Annotated in this window: 12 protein-coding genes and 1 pseudogene; 1 reads left to right on the top strand and 12 read right to left on the bottom strand. The window is 38.6% G+C overall.

Going from position 1 to position 21,086, the window contains the following annotated elements; all coding sequences use genetic code 11:
• Positions 1-8 precede the first annotated feature (8 nt).
• The 11 genes and pseudogenes from CICURV3402_RS06175 to CICURV3402_RS06130 form a co-directional block, all read right to left on the bottom strand.
• On the bottom strand, positions 9-1,238 hold the full coding sequence (locus CICURV3402_RS06175; protein ID WP_158380271.1) for a glycosyltransferase family 4 protein: 1,230 nt from the start codon (positions 1,236-1,238) through the stop codon (positions 9-11).
• Positions 1,239-1,257: 19 nt separating this feature from the next.
• Positions 1,258-3,006, bottom strand: coding sequence for a hypothetical protein (locus CICURV3402_RS06170; RefSeq protein WP_222837061.1), 1,749 nt, complete (start codon positions 3,004-3,006; stop codon positions 1,258-1,260).
• Positions 3,007-3,155: 149 nt separating this feature from the next.
• Positions 3,156-4,307 (bottom strand): N-acetyl sugar amidotransferase, encoded by a 1,152-nt coding sequence (locus CICURV3402_RS06165; RefSeq protein WP_158380269.1) that lies wholly within the window; start codon positions 4,305-4,307, stop codon positions 3,156-3,158.
• 233 nt (positions 4,308-4,540) lie between these two features.
• The gene (locus CICURV3402_RS06160) at positions 4,541-5,740 is read right to left on the bottom strand and encodes an O-antigen ligase family protein (RefSeq protein WP_158380268.1); all 1,200 of its coding nucleotides are present in this window, start codon (positions 5,738-5,740) and stop codon (positions 4,541-4,543) included.
• Positions 5,741-5,766: 26 nt separating this feature from the next.
• Positions 5,767-6,513 carry an AglZ/HisF2 family acetamidino modification protein gene (locus CICURV3402_RS06155; protein ID WP_158380267.1) on the bottom strand — a complete coding sequence of 249 codons (747 nt, stop codon included), beginning with the start codon at positions 6,511-6,513 and terminating at the stop codon, positions 5,767-5,769.
• A complete protein-coding gene (hisH, locus tag CICURV3402_RS06150; RefSeq protein ID WP_158380266.1) occupies positions 6,514-7,131 on the bottom strand; it encodes an imidazole glycerol phosphate synthase subunit HisH in 618 nt (205 codons plus the stop codon). It lies immediately after the preceding gene.
• A complete protein-coding gene (locus CICURV3402_RS06145) occupies positions 7,128-8,378 on the bottom strand; it encodes an oligosaccharide flippase family protein (protein WP_187306998.1) in 1,251 nt (416 codons plus the stop codon). The genes hisH and CICURV3402_RS06145 overlap by 4 nt, the downstream gene beginning before the upstream one ends.
• Positions 8,368-8,532, bottom strand: a pseudogene (locus tag CICURV3402_RS07785) (hypothetical protein); the annotation flags it as partial. The pseudogene CICURV3402_RS07785 and the gene CICURV3402_RS06145, both read right to left, overlap by 11 nt.
• Positions 8,533-10,456: 1,924 nt before the next feature.
• On the bottom strand, positions 10,457-11,521 hold the full coding sequence (wecB, locus tag CICURV3402_RS06140; RefSeq protein ID WP_158380264.1) for a non-hydrolyzing UDP-N-acetylglucosamine 2-epimerase: 1,065 nt from the start codon (positions 11,519-11,521) through the stop codon (positions 10,457-10,459).
• 14 nt (positions 11,522-11,535) lie between these two features.
• A complete protein-coding gene (locus tag CICURV3402_RS06135) occupies positions 11,536-12,633 on the bottom strand; it encodes a glycosyltransferase family 4 protein (protein ID WP_222837060.1) in 1,098 nt (365 codons plus the stop codon).
• Between the two features lie 337 nt (positions 12,634-12,970).
• Positions 12,971-14,188, bottom strand: coding sequence for a DegT/DnrJ/EryC1/StrS family aminotransferase (locus CICURV3402_RS06130; protein WP_222837059.1), 1,218 nt, complete (start codon positions 14,186-14,188; stop codon positions 12,971-12,973).
• 1,177 nt (positions 14,189-15,365) lie between these two features.
• Here CICURV3402_RS06130 and CICURV3402_RS06125 point away from each other — a divergent pair.
• On the top strand, positions 15,366-16,016 hold the full coding sequence (locus CICURV3402_RS06125) for an acetyltransferase (protein WP_158380262.1): 651 nt from the start codon (positions 15,366-15,368) through the stop codon (positions 16,014-16,016).
• Between the two features lie 1,191 nt (positions 16,017-17,207).
• Here the strand turns inward: CICURV3402_RS06125 and CICURV3402_RS07780 are convergent.
• Positions 17,208-17,297 (bottom strand): hypothetical protein, encoded by a 90-nt coding sequence (locus CICURV3402_RS07780; protein ID WP_407079090.1) that lies wholly within the window; start codon positions 17,295-17,297, stop codon positions 17,208-17,210.
• Between the last annotated feature and the right edge of the window lie 3,789 nt (positions 17,298-21,086).

Raw genomic sequence — 21,086 nt, 5'->3', positions numbered from 1 at the left:
TAACCGTTTCAAGAGGTACCACCTTTGAATAATACAGACATGTAGTCTCTCGCTAACTTCGGGTAGCGCCGGTTCGCCAATAACCACTCTCGGCCACGCATACCCATTTCTGCTCGTTCTTCAGCGCTCTTGGATTTCATTTCCAATATACCGGCCACTAACGAATCCACATCCCCGGCAGGAACGTAAACACCACATTTTGCCTCATTGATCATTGATGGATAACCGCTATATGAAGCAATGATTGGTTTACCAGAGAGCATGTAGTCGACAACTTTATTGAGGGACTGCCCGTAATGCCAAACTTTGGAGGCGTACACTGAAAAATAAAGAAGATCGGATTTTATGAGCGCAGACTGAACTCTATTCCTCGAAATTTTTGGGGAAAAAACGAGGTTAGGTAGATCACCATAAATTGATTGATATTTCTCCCTCAATGCCCCCTCACCGATCATCAAAAACTCAACATTTGTGTGATTACGCATCGCTGCTACAGCTTGAAAAAAAACTTCCAACGCATTGGTAATACCGATAGTGCCTGCATAAACAACCCTGAATTTAGGTGTCGAAAAATACTTCAATACATAATCATCAGGCAGTTCTTTGGCTTCAGTCAGATGATCATCACTGACACCAATGGGGATACAAAATACAGGACGATCCAGCCCCGTTTCGGCAAGAACGTGTTCGGCAAGATTAGGCATAGTGCCGACAATCACGTCTGAGCGTTTATATCCTATTTTTTCCAGTAAAGACAGGGACTTAACAAATAAATTTCGCTTGCTAAATCCTCCCTCTTCCACAATGGTTAAAGGCCATATATCCCGAACTTCAAAAGCAAGGCGACATTTATACCTACACTTCAACAGCAGTCCATTGACAATGGTCAACAGAGAAAGACTAGAAACAACAATCACATCTGGACGAAGTAGCTTGCTCTTATCAAGAAAAAACAAATTCCACTCAAAATGAAACCAACTCAGCACCCTACGGGCAGATTTAGCAACGGAATACTTAAGCGTTTTCAACCAAATTATCTTTACACCCAATGTTACCTGCTCTGTCACGCGGCGGTTTAAATCCGGGACATCAACTAGATTATTGGAGTCGGATGTGATGACTACAGTCTCACATCCAGCCTTCTTCATCTCCTCGATCAAAAACCAATCCCGTCCTCCGGGGCTGGAGGCCGTTTTAGGCGAAAAATATTTCGTGATATACCAAATAGTGTTTTTCATCTAAAAATAACCGAATGCTCTAAATTTTATAAAATTTTGGAATCGAATTGACCACGTTAATAACTTGTTTAAAATCCATACCTAGAGTATCCAGGTACCAACGAATATTTTGATACCTCGGCCGATTTTCATCCTTCACCAGATCGAGTGCCTTATCACGTGTCATGGAGCCCTCCCGAATCTGATTGCTACGGAACGTATCATGCTCAGAAAAACCGGCAACGGTATAGTAAATATAATTATAAAAAGCAGCCGTACCATCACCGATACGCCATGTCGTACTGGTGTCAACAGCCATTTCCCAATCGTATTGACCAATTAGCGTCTCATTGATCACTTGCTCATCCCATCGCCAATAATCAAAGATGTGATAATAATCTTTTTTTTCGGTAAAGCTGCGATGATATTCGCCAGACAACGTGTCCCACAAGGAAAAGTTAAAATAACCGGGGCTTTTCAGCATAGCCTTAAAGCGTAAACTTTGATATTCTAACTGCTTCTGCCAACCATGCATGTATACACGTTTTTCGTCAAAGTCAGGCGCGATACCCAAAAATCCAGCTTTGAAGTGAGTCACTTCAAGTGGGTTGACACCCCATAGATTTAAGCAGACTCCGGTTTGGCGTTTTACAGTTTCCACGTGTCGGAAGAAGTGCTTGTCACCAGCAGTTAAAATGCTGATCATCCCCAAGTTCGGGGACTTAAGCCATGCTTTTAAATTGGCCGCAATATTTCTACGTTTTTTATCAATGTCATCGGCGATAATTATATTTTCAACACCCAGTGCGGCACACATCCTGCTGATGTTTCGACGACCTAAATCTGTCACCATACCCCAATCGTATGTATAAGTTACCGGATGCATCTCCAGTTCTTTAACGATTAAATGTAGCCCATAGCAACTATCTCTCCCACCGGAAAATGGAACGATACAGTCTAAAGCACCGTTGCGACGGTAAGATTCAACAAGCTTGAAAAGCTCTTCCTTCGGTTTCGGAATGTTACGTGGCTTGTACGTATGGCAATAATTGCAAACGCCACTTTCATCAAACGAAATATAAGGCATCGTCTCAGGAAGAATGCACTTCGTGCAGCGACGTAACTCTGGAGAGTGATAAGATAATAACTTGGCCTCAGTCAGATTGTACTTGAACGGAGGAATAATGTTACGAGATCTCTGCTTATCGTCAGAGACAGTGATATCCGCACCAACGGGTGTATCGAGAACAATAGCGTTTTTACTGACTTGGGTAATAGCAGTACAGCCGATTTTAGACAATGGATAGCTTTCGGAAGAAAAGCAGACCACATTATTTTTTCCACCCAAATACAGGCTGCCGTTATTTGAAAAAATAATGGTTTTTCCAAGTTTTGGAATGATAATTACACAAGTCACTACACCTTTACATAACTCGAGCACTCGATCTGCAATCTCTTGTAAATTATTACTATTGTGCTGCAAATGCTGCGCAGCAATAGCTGCTATGACTTCACTATCTATTTCAAGCATGCGTTCAGGTTTGATCACCTCCCAAACCTCCGCATCATTGACAATGATTCCATTGTGGAAAACACACATACTATCGCGAATAACAGGCTGATTATCAGAAATACCATTAGTAATTAAACGACTGTGCCCCACAACAAAGGTAGCATTAACTACTGGCGTGCGCCTTAATAGCCTCACTACGTCGTAATCCGCCCTGACAACTTTATAGTTGGCATTATCATATATCAGCAAACCACTCGAGTCTTTACCACGCTGCATTGCATGATTTGCCAAAAGGTTGAGGTCACTTTTAAATATCTTAGATGAAGATATGAGTCCGAATATACCGCACATAATAATAAAACCCTGCGGAATTTTATATTCCGTAAAAATCTAAACTTGCTACCGGCATTAAACCTGATACATATTCAGGAATAGATATTCCACCGTTTCCCTGTTAGGAAGGCAACAAACTTTTGCAATAATTTGACAACACGATACATTCTATCCCAATTAGGAAAATCAGTGTAATGGTGGATTGGAGCGCTCATAAAGCCTTCAAATTCGTCACGAGAGATCCTCAATTTCTTACAGAAATATGAGATATCTAGCTCAATCTGAGCTGGATCATAAAGAGGCTCCTTGAGCTTTTCAATTGCGATTTCCCTTGTCATCTGCCCGGATACTATCAAGCTCGAAAAGTGTGGCCGACGCTTATCATAGCCAAATTTCACTGGTAAATAGTAATTTTGGAACAGTTTGGTAAATTGGGATTCCCCATGCTTTCGCGCGTAAGGCTTGTAACCGACTGTACGCTTCAGTTCTGCCATTGAAAACTCTTTATCATATGGCATGAAATTAAGTGGGCGAACAGTTCGCATTTTTTGAAATAGTGGATACCAAATATAGTATTGGAAAAAACTGATCGTTTTATAGTTCTTTATTTTTCCTGTGCCATACTTTTTATGAATGGCCTTTAAATTAATTGCATCCATTGCCGTGCCGTGCCAGGAATATGGGGACACGCCTTCAGTGGCAAAATTTCCGCCTGACAAAATATATTTGATGCCATTTTTTATCGCAAAATGATAAAGGCTCGAAAAAAAGATATGATCCTGCGGAACGTCTTGATTAGAAACCCCAGCTCGGAGGTATGACAAATGCAAATCACGCATCTCTTCCCAGTCTACAACATGAGTGTGCAAATCATACCCACAGTATTTGACTATGGCTTCAATATTAGCTACAGCGAGCTCACTATTCCAACCGGCATCAATATGAACCACAAGGGGACGGAGACCAAAATCCTTCAGCTTAATGGCTAAATAAGAGCTATCCACGCCACCGCTGAGGCCTAGAATACAATCGTAATCCTTGCCTTCGCCGGACGACTTGATTCTTTCTACAATCTCCCGCCATTTTACTTTGCCATCTTCCCCAGGAAACCAGCTAGTCTTAGAGAGATTTTTAAACTTCAGGCAATGATTGCATACGCCATCGGAGTCAAACTGAATCATCTCATCTGATGTATCCATTACACAGGCAGTGCACATTTTGTATTCAGTGTTTTTTTTAAACATAAATATTGTCCTGGATTTTTTTTACTGCAAACCATAACTCCGATAAGAAAGCTGAGTCCTGATGAAAGAAAGGCAGTGTTCACAGCCTGTTCAATTACTAAGATAGGCTCTGTCCTAGGAGAAATGCATATAGTCCATCGCCATGTCCCAAATAAAATGCACATAGGCGACTAAAACTACTCTTATTGTGCGATACGAATAAAATATTGTTATTAAAGGCCATCTAATTTATATTATTGTCCCTTTTGGCTGGATACGCGGTAAAATTCATCTTGTTTGACAGCAATTAAACGGAAGTTGTACTCGCTTGATGCCATCCCAAGTGCTACAGCGACGAGAGGGTAGGCAAAGTACTTTCCGAATATCAGTAACACGACCGTAGCCGAGAGCATCCCTAGGCAAAGCGTTGTACTTCTGGAGCTGTCACCATATTTTAAAGCGTTCCAAGCAAATCTTTTTGTCGGGACATAAAGCATTAGGCAGAAATACGCAAACCCGAAAATACCTAATTCTTGCCACGCCGAAAGAATATTGTGTATGTAATAACCGTGTTCATAGTTTCCATAGTCTCCAATCACCGGATTTTCCAGTATTTTTTTGAATCCTTCTCTGGAGATTTTATCCCGAATGTTTGATGATTCATCCTTAGATAAGTCTATAAGGTTCGTAATTCGGTTGTCTGCAAGTTCTTGGTCAATTGATACTAGCGTTACTAGTACAATTGCCACAAGCGCAATAGTTGCAATGAACGTCACTATTCTGTATCTGTATCTCGATGTGATAGCCTCAGAAACAAGAAAGAATATTACTATCGCGACAAATTCGCTCCGGGCGCTGTTAAGGTATAAGCACACCATTCCGATAGCGAAAATAACATTCCTGTAAAACCTTGATTTGGTCTTTCCTATTGTCAAAGCTAATGGGCATATATATGCGAGCGCAAAGGTTTGGTAGTTTGCAACGATCTCGGGGGTGGAGGACAAAAAATCAATTGAAAAGCGGCCGTCAGAAGATAGATAAATTATCGTCGTACTCATTAATAGAGTTGCTGTAGTGATGATTTTTTTAAAGCTTTCATCTGTAAGGTTTATATTTTTAAATATGTAAAAACACACGAATAGATTTATAAACAACAGGAAATTTTTTTGCGCGTTTTCGACGTGTTTGCCATTGATGTAGCTGTATGCTGATATGGCTCCAAATGAAACTATGAATATATAAAATGCCAAGTCATGTTTTTTGACTGTCCGATTTTTTATAGTTGTTAATACTGAGTTGGCGAGGAAAATAAAAAGAAGAGAGGCACCTACGATACTGATATAGCCCCCAAGAACTCGGGGGATACACCCAAGCCCGGTGCCCACATGATAGAAAAAAGCACCAGGGAATAGCATTAGTAAAGCAACTACGGAAAATCTTTCAATACGGGACATCAGGTTCCTTGGACACGTTTAAATTCCTATATGACAATATCTGTCGGATAATTTATTAGAACCGCGCGATGCCTTCCATGAAAAACAAACATACTTCCCGCAACAACGCCAGTTACTTTCCCTTCACGGATAGCATACGAAAGGTCATCAACCGAGCCTGCGCCACCACTTATCACTATAGGTACGTTCACTTTACTGGTGATGCTTAGTATTGGTTTAAGATCATAGCCGACCATCATCCCATCACGATCAACATTATTAATAAATATCTCTCCAGCGCCTGCTGCAACCAAATCATCTACATGATCATCGATACTGCGCTTTACGTCGACACTGGCCGATTTCACACACAACTTGTAGCACCCAAATAAGTTTTTTTTAATGTCGATCGCGCCCACGACGGCTTGACTACCAAAAATATCAGCAGCTTCACGTATAATATTGATAGAATTAACTGCAGCTGTATTGATAACAATTTTTTCTATACCAAGCCTGAGAAGCTGCTTAATCTGGGAAAGTGTTCTGACACCGCCACCATAGGCCATAGGCATGAATGCCTCTCCTGCCATTTCTTCAATCAACTGATAGTTGATTTCACTACCGTTCTTCGACGAATCTATATCAAGCACAATAATTTCATCAGCTTCTTTATCGCTGAATATTTTTACCGTATTGACAGGGTCACCAATATAAACAGGATCCTTGAATTTCTTTGTTTTAACTAAACCATTCCCATGTATCAGCAAACAAGGGATGACGCGTGCGTGATGCATTTATAGACCTCGAGCGAATGAATTTAGCAACTTCTTGCCGAATCGATGACTTTTTTCTGGGTGAAACTGGACCCCAGCAATATTATCCCGGCTAACTCCGGCAGCAAACTCGATTCCGTACTTCGCGCTGAACATTATCTCCTCAGGATTATTTGGAGTCATGTAATAGCTGTGAACGAAGTAAAACCGAGCGTCAGCCACCATATCCTCAAGCAAAGGGTTATTTTTATTTTTATTATGTGCCCAAACCTCTGTCCATCCCATATGTGGAATCCGCAAGCCATTAATATCAGGAAACCTGCTAACCTGCAGATTCAACCAACCGAGACCTGACTCTTCACCTTCTTCACTTTTGGTACCCAACATTTGCGCCCCTACACAGATACCAAGAAGAGGAACCTTTTGCGCCAGTACTTTTTCCTCTAAAACGGGTATCAGGCCACTCGCTCGTAAATTTTTCATACAAGCGTCGAATGCACCGTTACCTGGCAAAATAATCTTACTGGCCCGCTCGATATCTTGGATCTTCGCGGTCACAATAGAGCGGAGCCCCAAACGCATCAACATATTAAATACCGCGGCTATGTTACCGATATCGTAGTCAACGATCGCGATCATTTTTTGTCCCCTAAGCTAAAGCGGTATGACATGACTATATAGATGACGTAGAGCAAGGCATACCCGCCACTATAAATTTTGAGTGCATCTGCATATTGCTCAGGAACAATCAGAGATATGCAAGTCATTGTGAATAGAGATATCTGCCAAAAAAGGTCTAAATACTGTTTGTTGGAGATGTAAACTATATAGCTCAGCGGACTTGCAACGAAAGAAAGAGCAAAATACGGCAACATCCATATCACGATAGTACCCGAAAAACGCCATTGCTCGCCGAACGCAATAACGAATAGTGTCTCGCTGAGAAAAAACATTACAAATACAAAAACTAACGACCCAATCAACAATATTTTAAAGTTTTTAATATAAATGTCACGACATTCACCAAACTCGCGATAGTGGGTGGCTGCGTGCCGTTTAAATACATCGAGTACTGACTTCCCTAACAACCCTATCGGAGCGCCCAATATTCGTAACGTCATAGCCAACGAACCAGTAGCTTCCGCCCCAAAGCGACTCGCTACGATAATAATTGGTAATTGCGTAGCTGCAGAGTTAATAGCGTCTGCAGGCAGCGACAGTAGTGGAAATCGACGTTGCCTATACCAAAATGCTTTTATTGCCTCAATTTTTTTGTACTCCGTCGGTATCTTGCCAACCGGCATGAGCTTGGCGCAAAGGGCGCAAGTGATTAGCCCGCCAGAAAAGTAACCAAATGCCAGCATCATAGCGCCGCTGAACTGAAAAAAACTAAAAGTAAGCTGTGACAAGATTATAGCTGAGGCATTTGTGATCCTCATAATGCTAAGTTTTCGATAAGACCCCTCTGCTGCAGCCCAAGATTGCCATGTTTGCACAACTGCAACAGTCAAAGCTGTTGGAATGGAACACAACGATAGTGATAGCGCTATCTTTTCTGAGATAGCAGGGTATGAAGCCGCTACCACCGACAATAGAATTAATAAAAACAATGATACAGTACATGACGTGATTAACGTTGCAACAAACGAAAACTTGCGGGAATCACCATCTTCCTCAATAGCCAGAGAGGTTTCAAACCTACCTGTTATTATCACACTTATGCAAAGCACTACTCCTAACCACGAGGCGTACAGTCCAAACTCGCTAGGAGAACATATTCGGGCAAGTATCAGGGTGCCGAGAACAGGGATAATCTGAGCGACAATAGAGCCTGTAAATACAGAGGCAATACTTCGCCAATAGCCATTTTTTATATTAACGCTCACCAAACTTGCTCATCGAACCAATTTTCTTATCTAGGACGCCAACCATAAGTCTATTTGGATAACGGGAAAATAACGTTAAATCTTTCATAAGTTTTCGTACTTTATAGCGACCAACCAAAAATCCTAATTTATTAATTTTTATCCTTAACCTTCTAGAGCCTAACGTTTTTTATACTCTATAAACAGTTATAGATGTTACATCTTCAAGCGCGATCGTATTTGCTGGTTTTGTCATGAACGGTTTACACGGCCATTCATAGAAAGTGCTCAGACGCACTTGCATAACTTGGCATAAAAGTTTTACCGGATAGGCCTGCTTATTCTCATGAATAAAAAATTCGTCAGCGTGTAATTTATCTGACTTACCATCGTTAGTTTAAGCGGTGTTCTTTCATCTAACACCCTCTACAGAATTTACTCCTGTTTATCTAAAAATTGCGTCAGTCCTAATTTTGAGTCAAGCAATCTAGATATAATTCTTTTAATTTATTAGATATGCAAGAAGAATTATGCCATAACAAAGTGAAAGAACCATTGGTTTTATTGCATAATTTTTAGTGATTAAATTTTATTTAATGCTGCTTTGTCCGTCCCTAATCCTAAAGATCCAATGATAGTATCATCCATTACTATCAACGGAAGGATACGAATAGTTAGTAGTCTCTAGTTAAGTAGATTACATGCTGGGTATTCAAAACAAGTGCCACAATGAAAACTAGGTTGGTCAGCATAACCAAGTGTAGGATCATAATCCATACAGGCATCATTCCATGCCTGAAGCGTTGTCTGATGCTCTTATCGTAAGTGGTGCATCCCCTAGCCAGAAAGGCTGTTCTATATTTTCTTATACACAATTTTTTTTAATCTTCTATCTCCGCCTCTGATCATACCTGGACGCTGATAGGTAGCATAACTAGAATGTAAGCCAATTTAATGACTACTATTATTTATACGACGCATTAAATTACGGATAACAGAATATTCTGGATTATACAACACATCTGTTTCTTCATGAGTGCGTCCGCAAATAAAATACAAAGCACTTTGTAAATTATTTTTAAAATATCCATTAGATAATTAAACGTATTATACGGATCAGAAAAAAATAAATTATTTATAGCTAGTCAATTTTAGATAAGTTGCATGTATTAACGTTTTTAAATTTATATACTTAACTAAATCAACCAATATTATCCGGCATAGTGATAATCAAGGGGTGCAATAATAACTAAATCTATACACATTATGAGAGACTTTAGTATTAAATTATGTTCTTTTAGTTTTTATTGTGGCCAAATTCGTTTAATCACCTGAGTTAAAATATATAACTATTCATCAACAATAGCTCCTTTCAACATAATTATTTTATAGGAATGCAAATTCGCGGCAGGAAATAGGTCATGACAATCTAAATCTGTTCGGCCAATTTCTTTAATACGATTAAGCACCTAATAAATTACTCCTAGTATATCATAATGAATCTCAAAGTTACCTAAAATTTAAATAATTAATGACTCAGATAAGATATAAACTATAGGTAAGGATATAGGAAATCAAGTACACTATGTCAACCAGCTTTTTTCGCATCCAACAAACAACAAGGAATATCAGAACGAGATTGCAAGAAAGACTCGTTTAATCTTGTAAATAAGATATAATTCTTTTTTGTCCTGCTAAAGAGAGTCTCAACGCCTTATTTTGATAAGGCAATGTAAATTTATGCCAAATCATTTCTTTAAAATAAAACAAAACCAGTTGAATGCCTTTGAAGTAAAGATCGTCATATTGCAGTACTCTAAAATTTGGAGTCTATAGAATTTTTTAAAATACTTAATTTTCTCCGGTTAAGATATTACCAGACAAGAAATATTTTTAATGGCTTTCACTCAATCGGCATAAATTTAACATTGTTCGGTTAGTCTACGCTAGAGCTGTTTTCATTCACTCTGCTTTCAAAGTGTGTATAAAAATTTCAAATAAATCATAAAAATTAAAAATAAAGAAATGTTTGATGAATCAAAAAATCAAAATTGCTCTAGCGCTTCTTTTGTGAAAATTGATGACTAGAACCAGCATTTTCAAGCATTAGCAAGATGTTGGGCAATTCTACTTGCTGCCAACCCACCACCGTAAACCTGGGCACTATCGTTAACGAGCCTATTCAAATGAGTGTTTACGGCATCGACTATGCTTTCTTTGTTAGCGCTTACCAACAAGTTAACGCCCAAGTCAACGAGCTCTACCCACTCTGTCTGATCACGAACTGTTACGCACGCCTTATTGAAGAAAAAAGCTTCTTTTTGTAGGCCACCACTATCTGTGAGTACCAAACCTGCTCTTTGCAAAAGCCAAATCATTTCTAGGTAACCTACTGGCTCGATAGAATGCACTTCTAGTTTTATCCCTACCTTCTCAATAAACGACCGAGTACGCGGGTGTAACGGCATAATGACTGGCACTACAGTTGTGTGAACAGTATTCAGCGCCGTAATAATTGCCGAAAGTCTATCTAGATTATCAGTGTTTTCTGCCCGGTGTAAAGTCGCGAGAACAAACCCGCGGTATGACGTAAAGTCTTTTGGCGGAGTGGCTACCCGCGCAAAATACAATGCGCTATCCTGCATGACGTCACCAACATTTATCACTTTAACGGGCTTATTTGAAAACCCTTCACGATACAAGTTGTCGACCGCAGTTTGTGTTGGGCAAAAAAGTATATCGCTTACCTGATCCGTAAGAATTCGATTTACTTCTTCTGGCATCCGCATATTATAACTACGGAGCCCTGCTTCAATATGCGCAACCGGAATATGAAGCTTTACTGCTACCAAAGCACCCGCGAGTGTCGAATTAGTGTCACCATAAACTAGTATTAGATCAGGTTTTTCCTTTAGCATAGCCTGCTCGATTTCAATCATCATGCGCCCTGTCATTTCGCCATGCGAACCGCCATGAATACCCAACTGGTAATTAGGAGGTGGAATAACAAGCTGCTCAAAAAAAATATCGGACATATTGGCGTCAAAGTGCTGACCCGTATGTAAGATAATTTCTTCCAGTGCTGCATGTTTTGCAATAGCCATTGAAACTACACTGGCTTTTATAAATTGAGGACGCGCACCAATAATAGTAAAAATTTTCACCTGAACCCCAAAAACTAGAACTTTTTATAAAACTCGATTAACTTTTTTCCCTCAACATCCCAATTGTAACGTGTATGAACGGCTTGTTGACCGTTACGCCCCATCTGTTTTGCACGTTCAGGGTTATTAATAATAAAGTTAATTGCATCAGCAATAGCCTGTGGCTGCAAAGGATCCACACATATGCCGCAGTCATTTCCCTCTATCAAGTCGCGCCATAATGGGGAGTTTGAAGCAATAACAGGTATGCCAGAAGACATGTACTCAAACATTTTATTAGGTCGTGCATCTACGTGATTAGGGAATGGGTGATATGTTACCAACCCCGCCATTGAGCGCCCTAACACCTCTCTAACTTCACTTCGCCCAAGCTGGCCACATGAATTGACATAGGACCACGCAGATAATTTTTTAACTTCTTTTTCGACAGCAGTCTCCGAAAATTCACCTACCAGATTTAGGCGAACAGGGATTTTCAAAAGCCCCAAAGACGTTACCACCTCCATGATCCCGCGGGTATATGCTATGCCCCCCACGTAGCAAATTTCATTTTTTTTATTTTCCCATGGTACATCGGCATCAAGTTCGCCAATCATAGGATAGTTATTTATATCAGTAGCAGTAGGGTTTATTGCTAAATACTTATCACGAATAAATGGCGTCGCAGTAATAATGCCGTCAAGTTTTGAGAAAACGAAACGCTCGTAAACGGAAAATAGAAGCGATATAATTCGAAGAAATACCGGATGAAGATAAGGCTTACCAAGTAACTGTAGCGGCACATCTTCATGAGCGTCAAAGATGACAACCTTGCCTTTCTTTTTCAACTTGAGACCAATAGGCAGTAGATCGGGATCGTGCAAGTGGTAAATATCAGCATTAATGTCTAATGCTTTTTTATGTACATACCTAGTAGTACGAAAAATACGATTCAAACGCCCTTGAAGTAATCTTGTATCGACGATATTAAGGCCATCTACGAGCTCGTTTCCTTTACCATCAGCCACAATCAAAGAGACATCATATCCGTGCTCTACCAGAGTCCTGCATTCTTTTTGAAAGATACGGATATCGTATCGAGGATGCGCCGAGGTCAAATGAGCTACTTTCAAGATACTATCTCCAACTTAATAATAGTAATTGATTTTGATTTTTAAGTTTTCGCTTCATGATTGAAATAACCAATAATCTTTATTTAGCATACAACTGCATTATCGGTACGGTTACAACCTATTAAAAATCCTAATGAGAAAAGCCCAGAAAAGGAAAATGGGTAAAAACGGAGTTTATACTAAGTAAATGAGCATTTTGAGCTGCTTGTTTTAAAGTAAAAAGTTGACGCAGGAAAGGATTCAGCGATCGTAATAGCTTTTGAACAGGTTCTTAGTAGAATACGCATTATATGCCCTCAATGCAGCGCTAAGAATGCAACTCAACAACAAAACACACTCACCCGCCTGCCGCTGACTCCATCACCGTCTTCACTACAGCGCATGTCTTGTCGATTTCCATATCACTCAGGGTAGGATGAACTAGAAACATCAAGCTAGTTTCACCTAACAATTTTGCAACAGGTAAGCGCTTAGAAGGACACAATCCCGTATTTTCAAAAGCCTTTTCAAGGTACACCTCTGAACATGATCCAGAAAAACAAGGAACGCCGAGTGCTGCTATTTCCGACAGAATACGATCACGACTCCAGTTTGACCTGAGCTGTGTTTGGTCAACAAAAACATAACATTTATAAGCAGCGTGTACACAATCTGCAGGTATAGCAGGTACTCTCAAACCCTTCAACCCAGCAGCACATTCCCAAATACGTTTTGCGTTGGCAATACGCTTACCCCGCCATGAAGAGATCTTACGCAGCTGGATACGGCCAATAATGCCCTGCACTTCCAGCATGCGCCAGTTCGTACCAAAACCTTCATGCACCCAGCGAAAACCCGGCGGATGCTCACGTTTATAAACAGCTTCCCAACTCTTACCGTGATCCTTGAATGCCCACATTTCCGACCAAAGCTCACGGTCGTTCGTTGTCACCATTCCACCCTCTCCTGCCGTAGTCATGATTTTATCCTGGCAGAACGACCAAGCCCCGATGTGACCGATAGAACCGACGGCCCGGCCCTTATAGGTAGCACCATGAGCTTGGGCACAGTCTTCGATTACTTTCAGATCATGGGATTTAGATAACGCCATGATCTGGTCCATATCACAAGGCCAACCGGCTAGGTGGACGCAAATAACCGCACGCGTACGGGAGGTAAGTACCGCTTCAATAGTCTCAGCTGTAATATTTTGAGAGTCAGGATCGACATCTGCAAATACTGGAATTGCGCCAGCATTTACTATGCTAGAAACAGAGGCGAGAAACGTCCGTGACGTAACGATCACTTCATCCCCCGCACCAATACCAGACGTACGTAACGCTAAGTCGAGTGCAACGGTGCCATTAGCCAGTGCGACTGCGTATCCCGTGCCTACCCAAGCGGCAAACTCTTTTTCAAACTCCCTGCATTCAGTACCAGTCCAGTAGTTTACCTTGTTTGAAAGAATTACATTTCGTACAGCATCAGCCTCTTCGGCAGTAAAAGACGGCCAAGGAGAAAAGGGGGTGTTTAACATTGTTAGACCACTACAAAATGCTCCTTGAGCATCAACCATTCTCTCTCTTTTAAATCACTTTGATACATAACCTTTTCCCAGAAAAAATAGTTAGCTTGACATAAAAATTATTGTAAAACAGAATCCTTACTTCTTGATAAATATTATTAAATTATTTCAAGACGTTTTTTAAAATAAGGTGCACATGATCAGCTTCGCCATCAAACTCTAAACATTGAACCACACTTTGCACTATTCGCTAAATATTTTCCTCTCGTCGAATCAGTAAAAATCACACGTGAAGTACTTATACCCATAGTACTTCAAAATTCAGTGCAGCGGCAAATGGGCGAAACCAATAAGTATCGACACACTACATGATTCAGGTGAGCCCCGCGGCCAACAGGTCTGCCTCTTCAAAAGAGCAGGGTATATTTGGGTATATTGTAACTCACAATAAGTAGTAGTTTATCTTATATAGAGAGTGATAATGAGATTTAAGAATCATGTTGATTCTAGACGCTAACAATTATTATACTTTATGCTATTGTATGTTTAGTAGCAAATCCAGATAAAAAAGAAGACCGCACTAATTACCTAAATTAACCCTAGAGTAAAGGCATGGCTATTAGCTACCATGCCTCAGAGAAGCCCCCTTTTGTGAGGGCTCAGCACATCATCAAAAGAAAAGCTAATAATAACTAAAATTTCTATAGGTGCCTGAAAATATTCAGATATCTATAAAAAGTTAAAGCAAGAAAAACATGAATGTTATCGAGTGCTATAGCAATAGTGATGCATTAAACTACTTATTGTTGCTAATTCTTTGACTCGTTATATAGCAGATGTTCTATATAATCATTATATTAACTTGCTTTTTACCTCATCAACGCAAACTATTTGTAGTAATATCTTTTGCAAGATGTTTAATGTCATTATTCGCAATAATGCGAACATTATTCTGGCCACTCTATCTCGGTCCACTGAATCATCTTATCTAAAGGCAAAATATATAATTCGCCTTACAATTTACAGCCATTTTGACTGCTCGCACTCATCGCAGTCATATACTACACACTTTTGAGATTCGATTAATTACCGCCTCACCGTAACTCAAAATTCATTGGGATACTATACCCAACGTAGGCTGTTTTGAATGGATCAGTGTTTCATGACTATCGCAATTTTTATTTTTGAGGCATCCTGACAGGTACAATATTATTATTTGGAGATTATAATGAAAATTTATGGCATCGTAGGAGCTGGTGGTTTTGGACGTGAAGTTATTCCTATGGTCAAAAAAATGATGATCAATTCCGTGGTTAATTCTGAACTTGTATTTATTGATGATAATGACAATCTTAAGATCGTAAATGGATATCGAGTGATATCTAAAGAGGAATTTTTTTCTTCTAACTTTGAAAAAAAGTTATTTAACATTGCAATTGGCAATAGCCAAATTAGAGAAAAAATTGCTAATGAATTTATTTCAGGAGGGGCTAAGCCGTTTACTATAACTCATGATAATACAGTCATTCTTGATAATTCAAATATTGAAGACAGCTCAATACTCTGCCCTTTCGTTACTATAACCTCAAACGCAAAAATCGGAAAATTCTTCCACGCCAACACATATTCATATGTGGCTCATGACTGTGTAATAGGCGATTACGTAACCTTTGGTCCATCAGTAAAATGTAATGGCGGCGTCATTATAGAGGATCATGCTTATATAGGGGCTGGGGCCGTTATAAAGCAGGGTACCCCAAAGCGCCCTGTTATTATCGGACAGGGGGCCATTATAGGCATGGGGTCGGTTGTAACAAAGAGTGTGCCTTCTGGATTTACTGTTTTTGGTAACCCGGCCAAACCGTCAGGTAAAAGGTAATAAATGATAGATAATAGTGTTCCAATTGAGAAAATGTACATTGGTATTAGCTCCATCTATTATGAAACTATTACTAATTCAGATATTAAGTCATTCGTGGGAATATCCGGAGATCATAACCCCTCTTCATGTAAGAGATAATTACGCCGCAGAATTAAGATTCGCTAAAAAATCTGCACACCGTCTTAATTGAAGCAGAGTTCTTCATGAGGCTCGTATTCCTGTCTACGGATGCGCATTTACGTATCATAAACCCTCTGCTTCAAGTACCCCGTTTTTATCGAATATACTGTAGAGGCTACTATTATAGTTAAATCTATTGAGACACTATCAAAATAAAAGTGATATTTTATAAGACATGTAAAATTGGTAAAAAAGAGTAATAACTATGGAAGCAGAAATATATATACCAGAAAGAAAATAAACTGAAATCAGTTAATGCATCAACCGACTGCACATATGAGTATTTTATTTGTCCTTTTTCTCTTGAATTTTAGGCCACTAAATGGTCTATTCCCAAGAGAAATCCACATAGTAGGCTAGTTATACTGCCGTAATGTGTGCAAGAAAGACAGCATTTCATCTATGAAATGACGGAGTTCTAAGATAGATTTCGATTATCTTGTGTCAGAAAAACTCTCTTCAAAAAGCGGAGGGACTCAGGGACATTTTTACGTTGAGCAAAATATGGGGCTTTTAAAACGCTAAAATTTTTCTTTAGATTTGTTCTGTGTAGTTAAGAATTGATTGAATTTTGTTCCGTTTACCAAATTTTTCTGTATTAAGAAATTCTGAAGAACTAAGATAAAATCGATAAAAAACCGCCGCTATAATAAATGAGTCTCATTTAAATATCAAGCAATACCCTATGCGCACTAGAATTAGATATCGAAACAATGGAGGATAGGTTCCATCTGACGACTATGATAAAAATTTGAGATCGATTAACTCCGGCAAAGTGAAAAAATGAACTTGAGACACACATCGAGTTCATAATGTGTAGCGCATCTTTCCGAGAAAACAGAAAAACCTCAATATCCTTTCTCACCCAAATGAGTGAAAAGATTTGTTCCAAAAAATCTATTTATACCTCTGATAATCACTTTCATAATCATTCTTCTGGTGTAACATACTCAACACGCTGGATGGCGTGAATAAAATCGAGTTTGAACAATAAATGTTGCACCTATTCTACATCAAGGCGCCAGTATTATGTGAGTTATATTCATCTGTATGTGAAATTTTTTCTTCGTACTGTTCTAGAAATTTACTGTAATTCAAATCACGAAGATCCGGGAATACCAGGAAGTATTCACATATATCTGCAACATTGGCTCTCTCTTCTCGGCTCAATAACGCTTTATAAAGTTTTTTGCCGTGACGAGTACCAATAACCTGAATTGGGTTTTATGTTTTCATACTATTTCCCTTATTAGTGCTAAAGCACGTGTCTAAATCGTGGTTGCAGGGAATTCCCGCCGAAAAGTTTTTTGTAGGTTTTGGAAAAACAGGAACGCAGATCATGCACATGTTACAACAGTGTTTGCTCAGCTTTAATAGCTCTCTGACCGTACCGATCGCTCCTCCTTTTTCCCATATGAGGATTAACTAAAGTTATCCATAAGATTCAAACGCGAAATCGCGGTTAAAAATCAGTTATAGTTAAAAAAGTTAAAGAAATTTAGTTAGATCAAATATCTTATAAATATGTTAATTTATAAAATTTTTTTGATGCTTTGGTTTTTAAATCACGATTCCTTTTTTCTAGAGTCTTCAGAATAGACTACATTTGTTTCAAGTCTTGTCTCCACAAGGCGCAGATTTGCAGATCAATGCAGTTTTTGTACTAAAATTAATTGGGATTCTCTAGCGAGAACTTAGTATCAGACACCAAAAACCGTACAAAATTTTCATCAAATTTTACAAGTCATAGTGACGTAAATACGAATTTATTTCAGGTGATCAATGAAAAAATTATAGACGTTTTAGGTCATGCTGTTTTAGGGAAAGCGACTATCTAAAATACAAAGATTTTTCTTCGCGTTCCACTTAGATTAACTTTTTCCGATGACAGGCATGATTTGACTCGTCCTGATACGGGAAAATCACCTAGTGATAGAAAACCAAAATCACCAATATAAACCCGCGATGCTAGACGGTCGCTACCCGGATCCTTGTAAGAAGGAAAATGAGTAAAATCAAATTCATCTTATGAATCAGGATTTACTCTTAGGCGATAACTGTTAACGTAAATATTAAACTTCAAAATAATTAACATACTTTTATCTGTGGGATAGAATTTATCATCATATTTTGTCGTAAACATAAAAAAACGTATTTCTATGTTTTTTAACTACTCGTTTTTATTTGAAATACTTTTAATCGCAAATACCACTTTAATGAATTACTATTTTAAGATTTATCGTAACATGAAACCCATTTACATGGGTGGTAAAAAATCCGGGGATGATTGATGGCACAAGTTATATTGGCGACGAAAAAATTAAGCCATAGGGAAACTATATCATTATCAGAGGCGGATTTCTTCACATGTTTAATTGAATTACAACTGTAGTGGATACATAATTTTTAAATTGCCATGCGCGGGGTTTCACATACTGTGAGATCCAAGAGATCCAATCTTTCGACATGTTGAGCAGTAATGGATCATCACTTTTAAGGTTTTTAATAGAACTGATATTCGCTATTAATGCTTTATTAACATCAAACAAATCGGCTGAGTTAACATTAATCAACTCAACATCTACAACTTTTCTGTCTTATTCTTTTTCGTTTTAACAGTGAATGATTTGATTATTTGACGTTCGTTATTATCAGATTTTATATTATAAACCATAATTTGAGCGATGGTATTTTTAGTTAATTTAAATAATTTAGGTTCATTTTATCTTTATTTTCTATGAAAATATCTAAAATAGATTGTAGTTCGCCAGCAGCTGAATGTTGATGACACTCATAATGAATAAGATGCCATGTTTTATCTCCATAAAATTTATTAATATAAATTTTATGGGTAGTCTTTTTTAAAAGACTTAAGAGCATCATAATATTTATTCATACATATAGGAAAATACGAACAATGATCAAATGCTTTCACCCTAAAATTCGTGTCATAAATGACCATATATATTCATTATTAATCACTCCAATGAAGATAACTTTTCTGGGGTAAGATAATCTTAATATGACGTAAAGCAGGCATTGAATAGATGTGCTGAGACTGCTCAATTATTTTTTCTGACCATCCCCAAAGTAGAAAGCAACGCATTCTGTCGCCAACGTGCTTGTCATAATTCAGGCGCGGGATTTTCCAGTATAATTTGCTGTGCGGGTGTAAGTGTAACTTTGATAAATCAATCAGTTGCAATAAACTTGTTGTTTAATAGTAGAAGTAAAAACGATTTTTGGTAATTTTGAAGTGAATTTCACGCTATTGTAAGATAGAAATTTCATAAGACTGCGCTGATGAGAAGGAAGGTATCGTCAATAAAAAGTCTGCGATGGTCTGTTTAACCTTAATACGGAGGAAAGACATATTTTATTTTATTTCTGTAGGGGAGATAAGGGGTTTTTTATGGGTCCTTTCAGAGTTTTTGTATTAGGATATTGTTATCGATACATTGACAGCCGGTATCTACCCAGAGGGTTACCTTATGAGGAGTAGCCAACTATATCTGCTTTATCGTGACGGCGGCCATTTTTGCTCATTGTCATAAACTCAATTCGCCTTTTAAAGGCCATAAAATAAAAAGCAGTTTATCTTAACAGATTTAGTATCAATATTTTCCTCCCATCCCCACTTTACTGTTCACGAAATTCTCGACTCTTCTTTCGAATAATCAAAGAATAAGCTGAAAATTGAGCGGCTAAATTTTTCAATGCTTCGAGTGATAGCAGCACTATCGCTTTATATAAACTGTTATCTTTTTAACAGACGCTATTTATTGAGCATTTTGTCCCCTCCCTAGTCAAAAGTGAAGTGAGACTCTTGGAAGAGGTTAACATTAATCCGGGCGAGTGAATTGAAATCTGTCCAGGGGCACTGCCTCTGAAATGACTCTGGTATATGAGTGTTCTAGTTCTCAACTCTTAAAACCCTAGGATTGGATTTCCGCCAGAGTAATTGCATTGGATGAAAAAGCGATTTTTGTCGTGATCCTCTTCCCTTTTTCCAGCACAAAGAGAAAATATATCTTCTTTTTCAAGTATGATAAAAGCTTTTTATTGTCAGACGACAAGATAGCTCAAATCGCCTTTAATAAACAGGGTCAGCTGTTCTACGAGTTACTCTTTTTGTTATGGGCTGGCGCAACTTATTTAGCTATTGATTTATACATGAATAATTTTTCCATAACTCGCCTTTTAAAAATAACAATCGAATTAATTTCATCTTTTTCAAATAAGGCGATCACATTATTCTCTGACTTTATATAAAATTTGGGGATAGCGACAACGCATTAGATCCACCCTCAAACCCTACAAATGATTTAAGAGCGACGTACCACTTTAAAAAGTATCAGTTTTTTTTGTGAAATACCCTGATTGGGTCTGAGCCAAGAACGTAGCAGTGAACAGAAACCTTCAATCGTTGTAGTAGTTCAAACTTAATCTAACAGGCACTATCTAATCTAGACTATTTTTTTGATAGAGGTGTTATATCCGGCATATCTGAGAGCAATTGTGACCTATATCCTTAGATGTTTCTTGGATACTGAGTGTTTTCGTATTTTGGTAGTACCAGACATTGCTAATGTCTTTGATAATCGACATGTTTTTCCTGTACTTTCACTGTAAATGCGCTCTTCCAATCCCCTGTTTTGGCGCAGCCTTAGGATAAAACAGTCTTTATGATGATATTGCGGCCATCAGATCTATCTGCATATTATTAATATCGGCATGATACGGGTGATCGCATCGTTCTGTGATGCTTCTAGATCAGACAAGGCTTTTCATGAATTAGCACATCTAGGCTGACAATTCGCAGCTCATGTCTGGTTCGACACTGATATCATCATAATTAATAGCTTTTACGATAAATTTTGAATTTGT

This window comes from Candidatus Williamhamiltonella defendens (genome assembly GCF_900699045.1).
GTDB lineage: Bacteria > Pseudomonadota > Gammaproteobacteria > Enterobacterales > Enterobacteriaceae > Hamiltonella > Hamiltonella defensa_A.
This window is presented reverse-complemented; position numbering and strand designations above follow the sequence as displayed.

What these genes read in the sequence shown, in the direction of transcription:
- CICURV3402_RS06175 (WP_158380271.1), bottom strand. Translation starts at nt 1,238, where the DNA reads ATGAAAAACACTATTTGGTATATCACGAAATATTTTTCGCCTAAAACG.
- CICURV3402_RS06170 (WP_222837061.1), bottom strand. Translation starts at nt 3,006, where the DNA reads ATGCAGCGTGGTAAAGACTCGAGTGGTTTGCTGATATATGATAATGCC.
- CICURV3402_RS06165 (WP_158380269.1), bottom strand. Translation starts at nt 4,307, where the DNA reads ATGTTTAAAAAAAACACTGAATACAAAATGTGCACTGCCTGTGTAATG.
- CICURV3402_RS06160 (WP_158380268.1), bottom strand. Translation starts at nt 5,740, where the DNA reads ATGTCCCGTATTGAAAGATTTTCCGTAGTTGCTTTACTAATGCTATTC.
- CICURV3402_RS06155 (WP_158380267.1), bottom strand. Translation starts at nt 6,513, where the DNA reads ATGCATCACGCACGCGTCATCCCTTGTTTGCTGATACATGGGAATGGT.
- hisH (WP_158380266.1), bottom strand. Translation starts at nt 7,131, where the DNA reads ATGATCGCGATCGTTGACTACGATATCGGTAACATAGCCGCGGTATTT.
- CICURV3402_RS06130 (WP_222837059.1), bottom strand. Translation starts at nt 14,188, where the DNA reads ATGGTTGATGCTCAAGGAGCATTTTGTAGTGGTCTAACAATGTTAAAC.
- CICURV3402_RS06125 (WP_158380262.1), top strand. Translation starts at nt 15,366, where the DNA reads ATGAAAATTTATGGCATCGTAGGAGCTGGTGGTTTTGGACGTGAAGTT.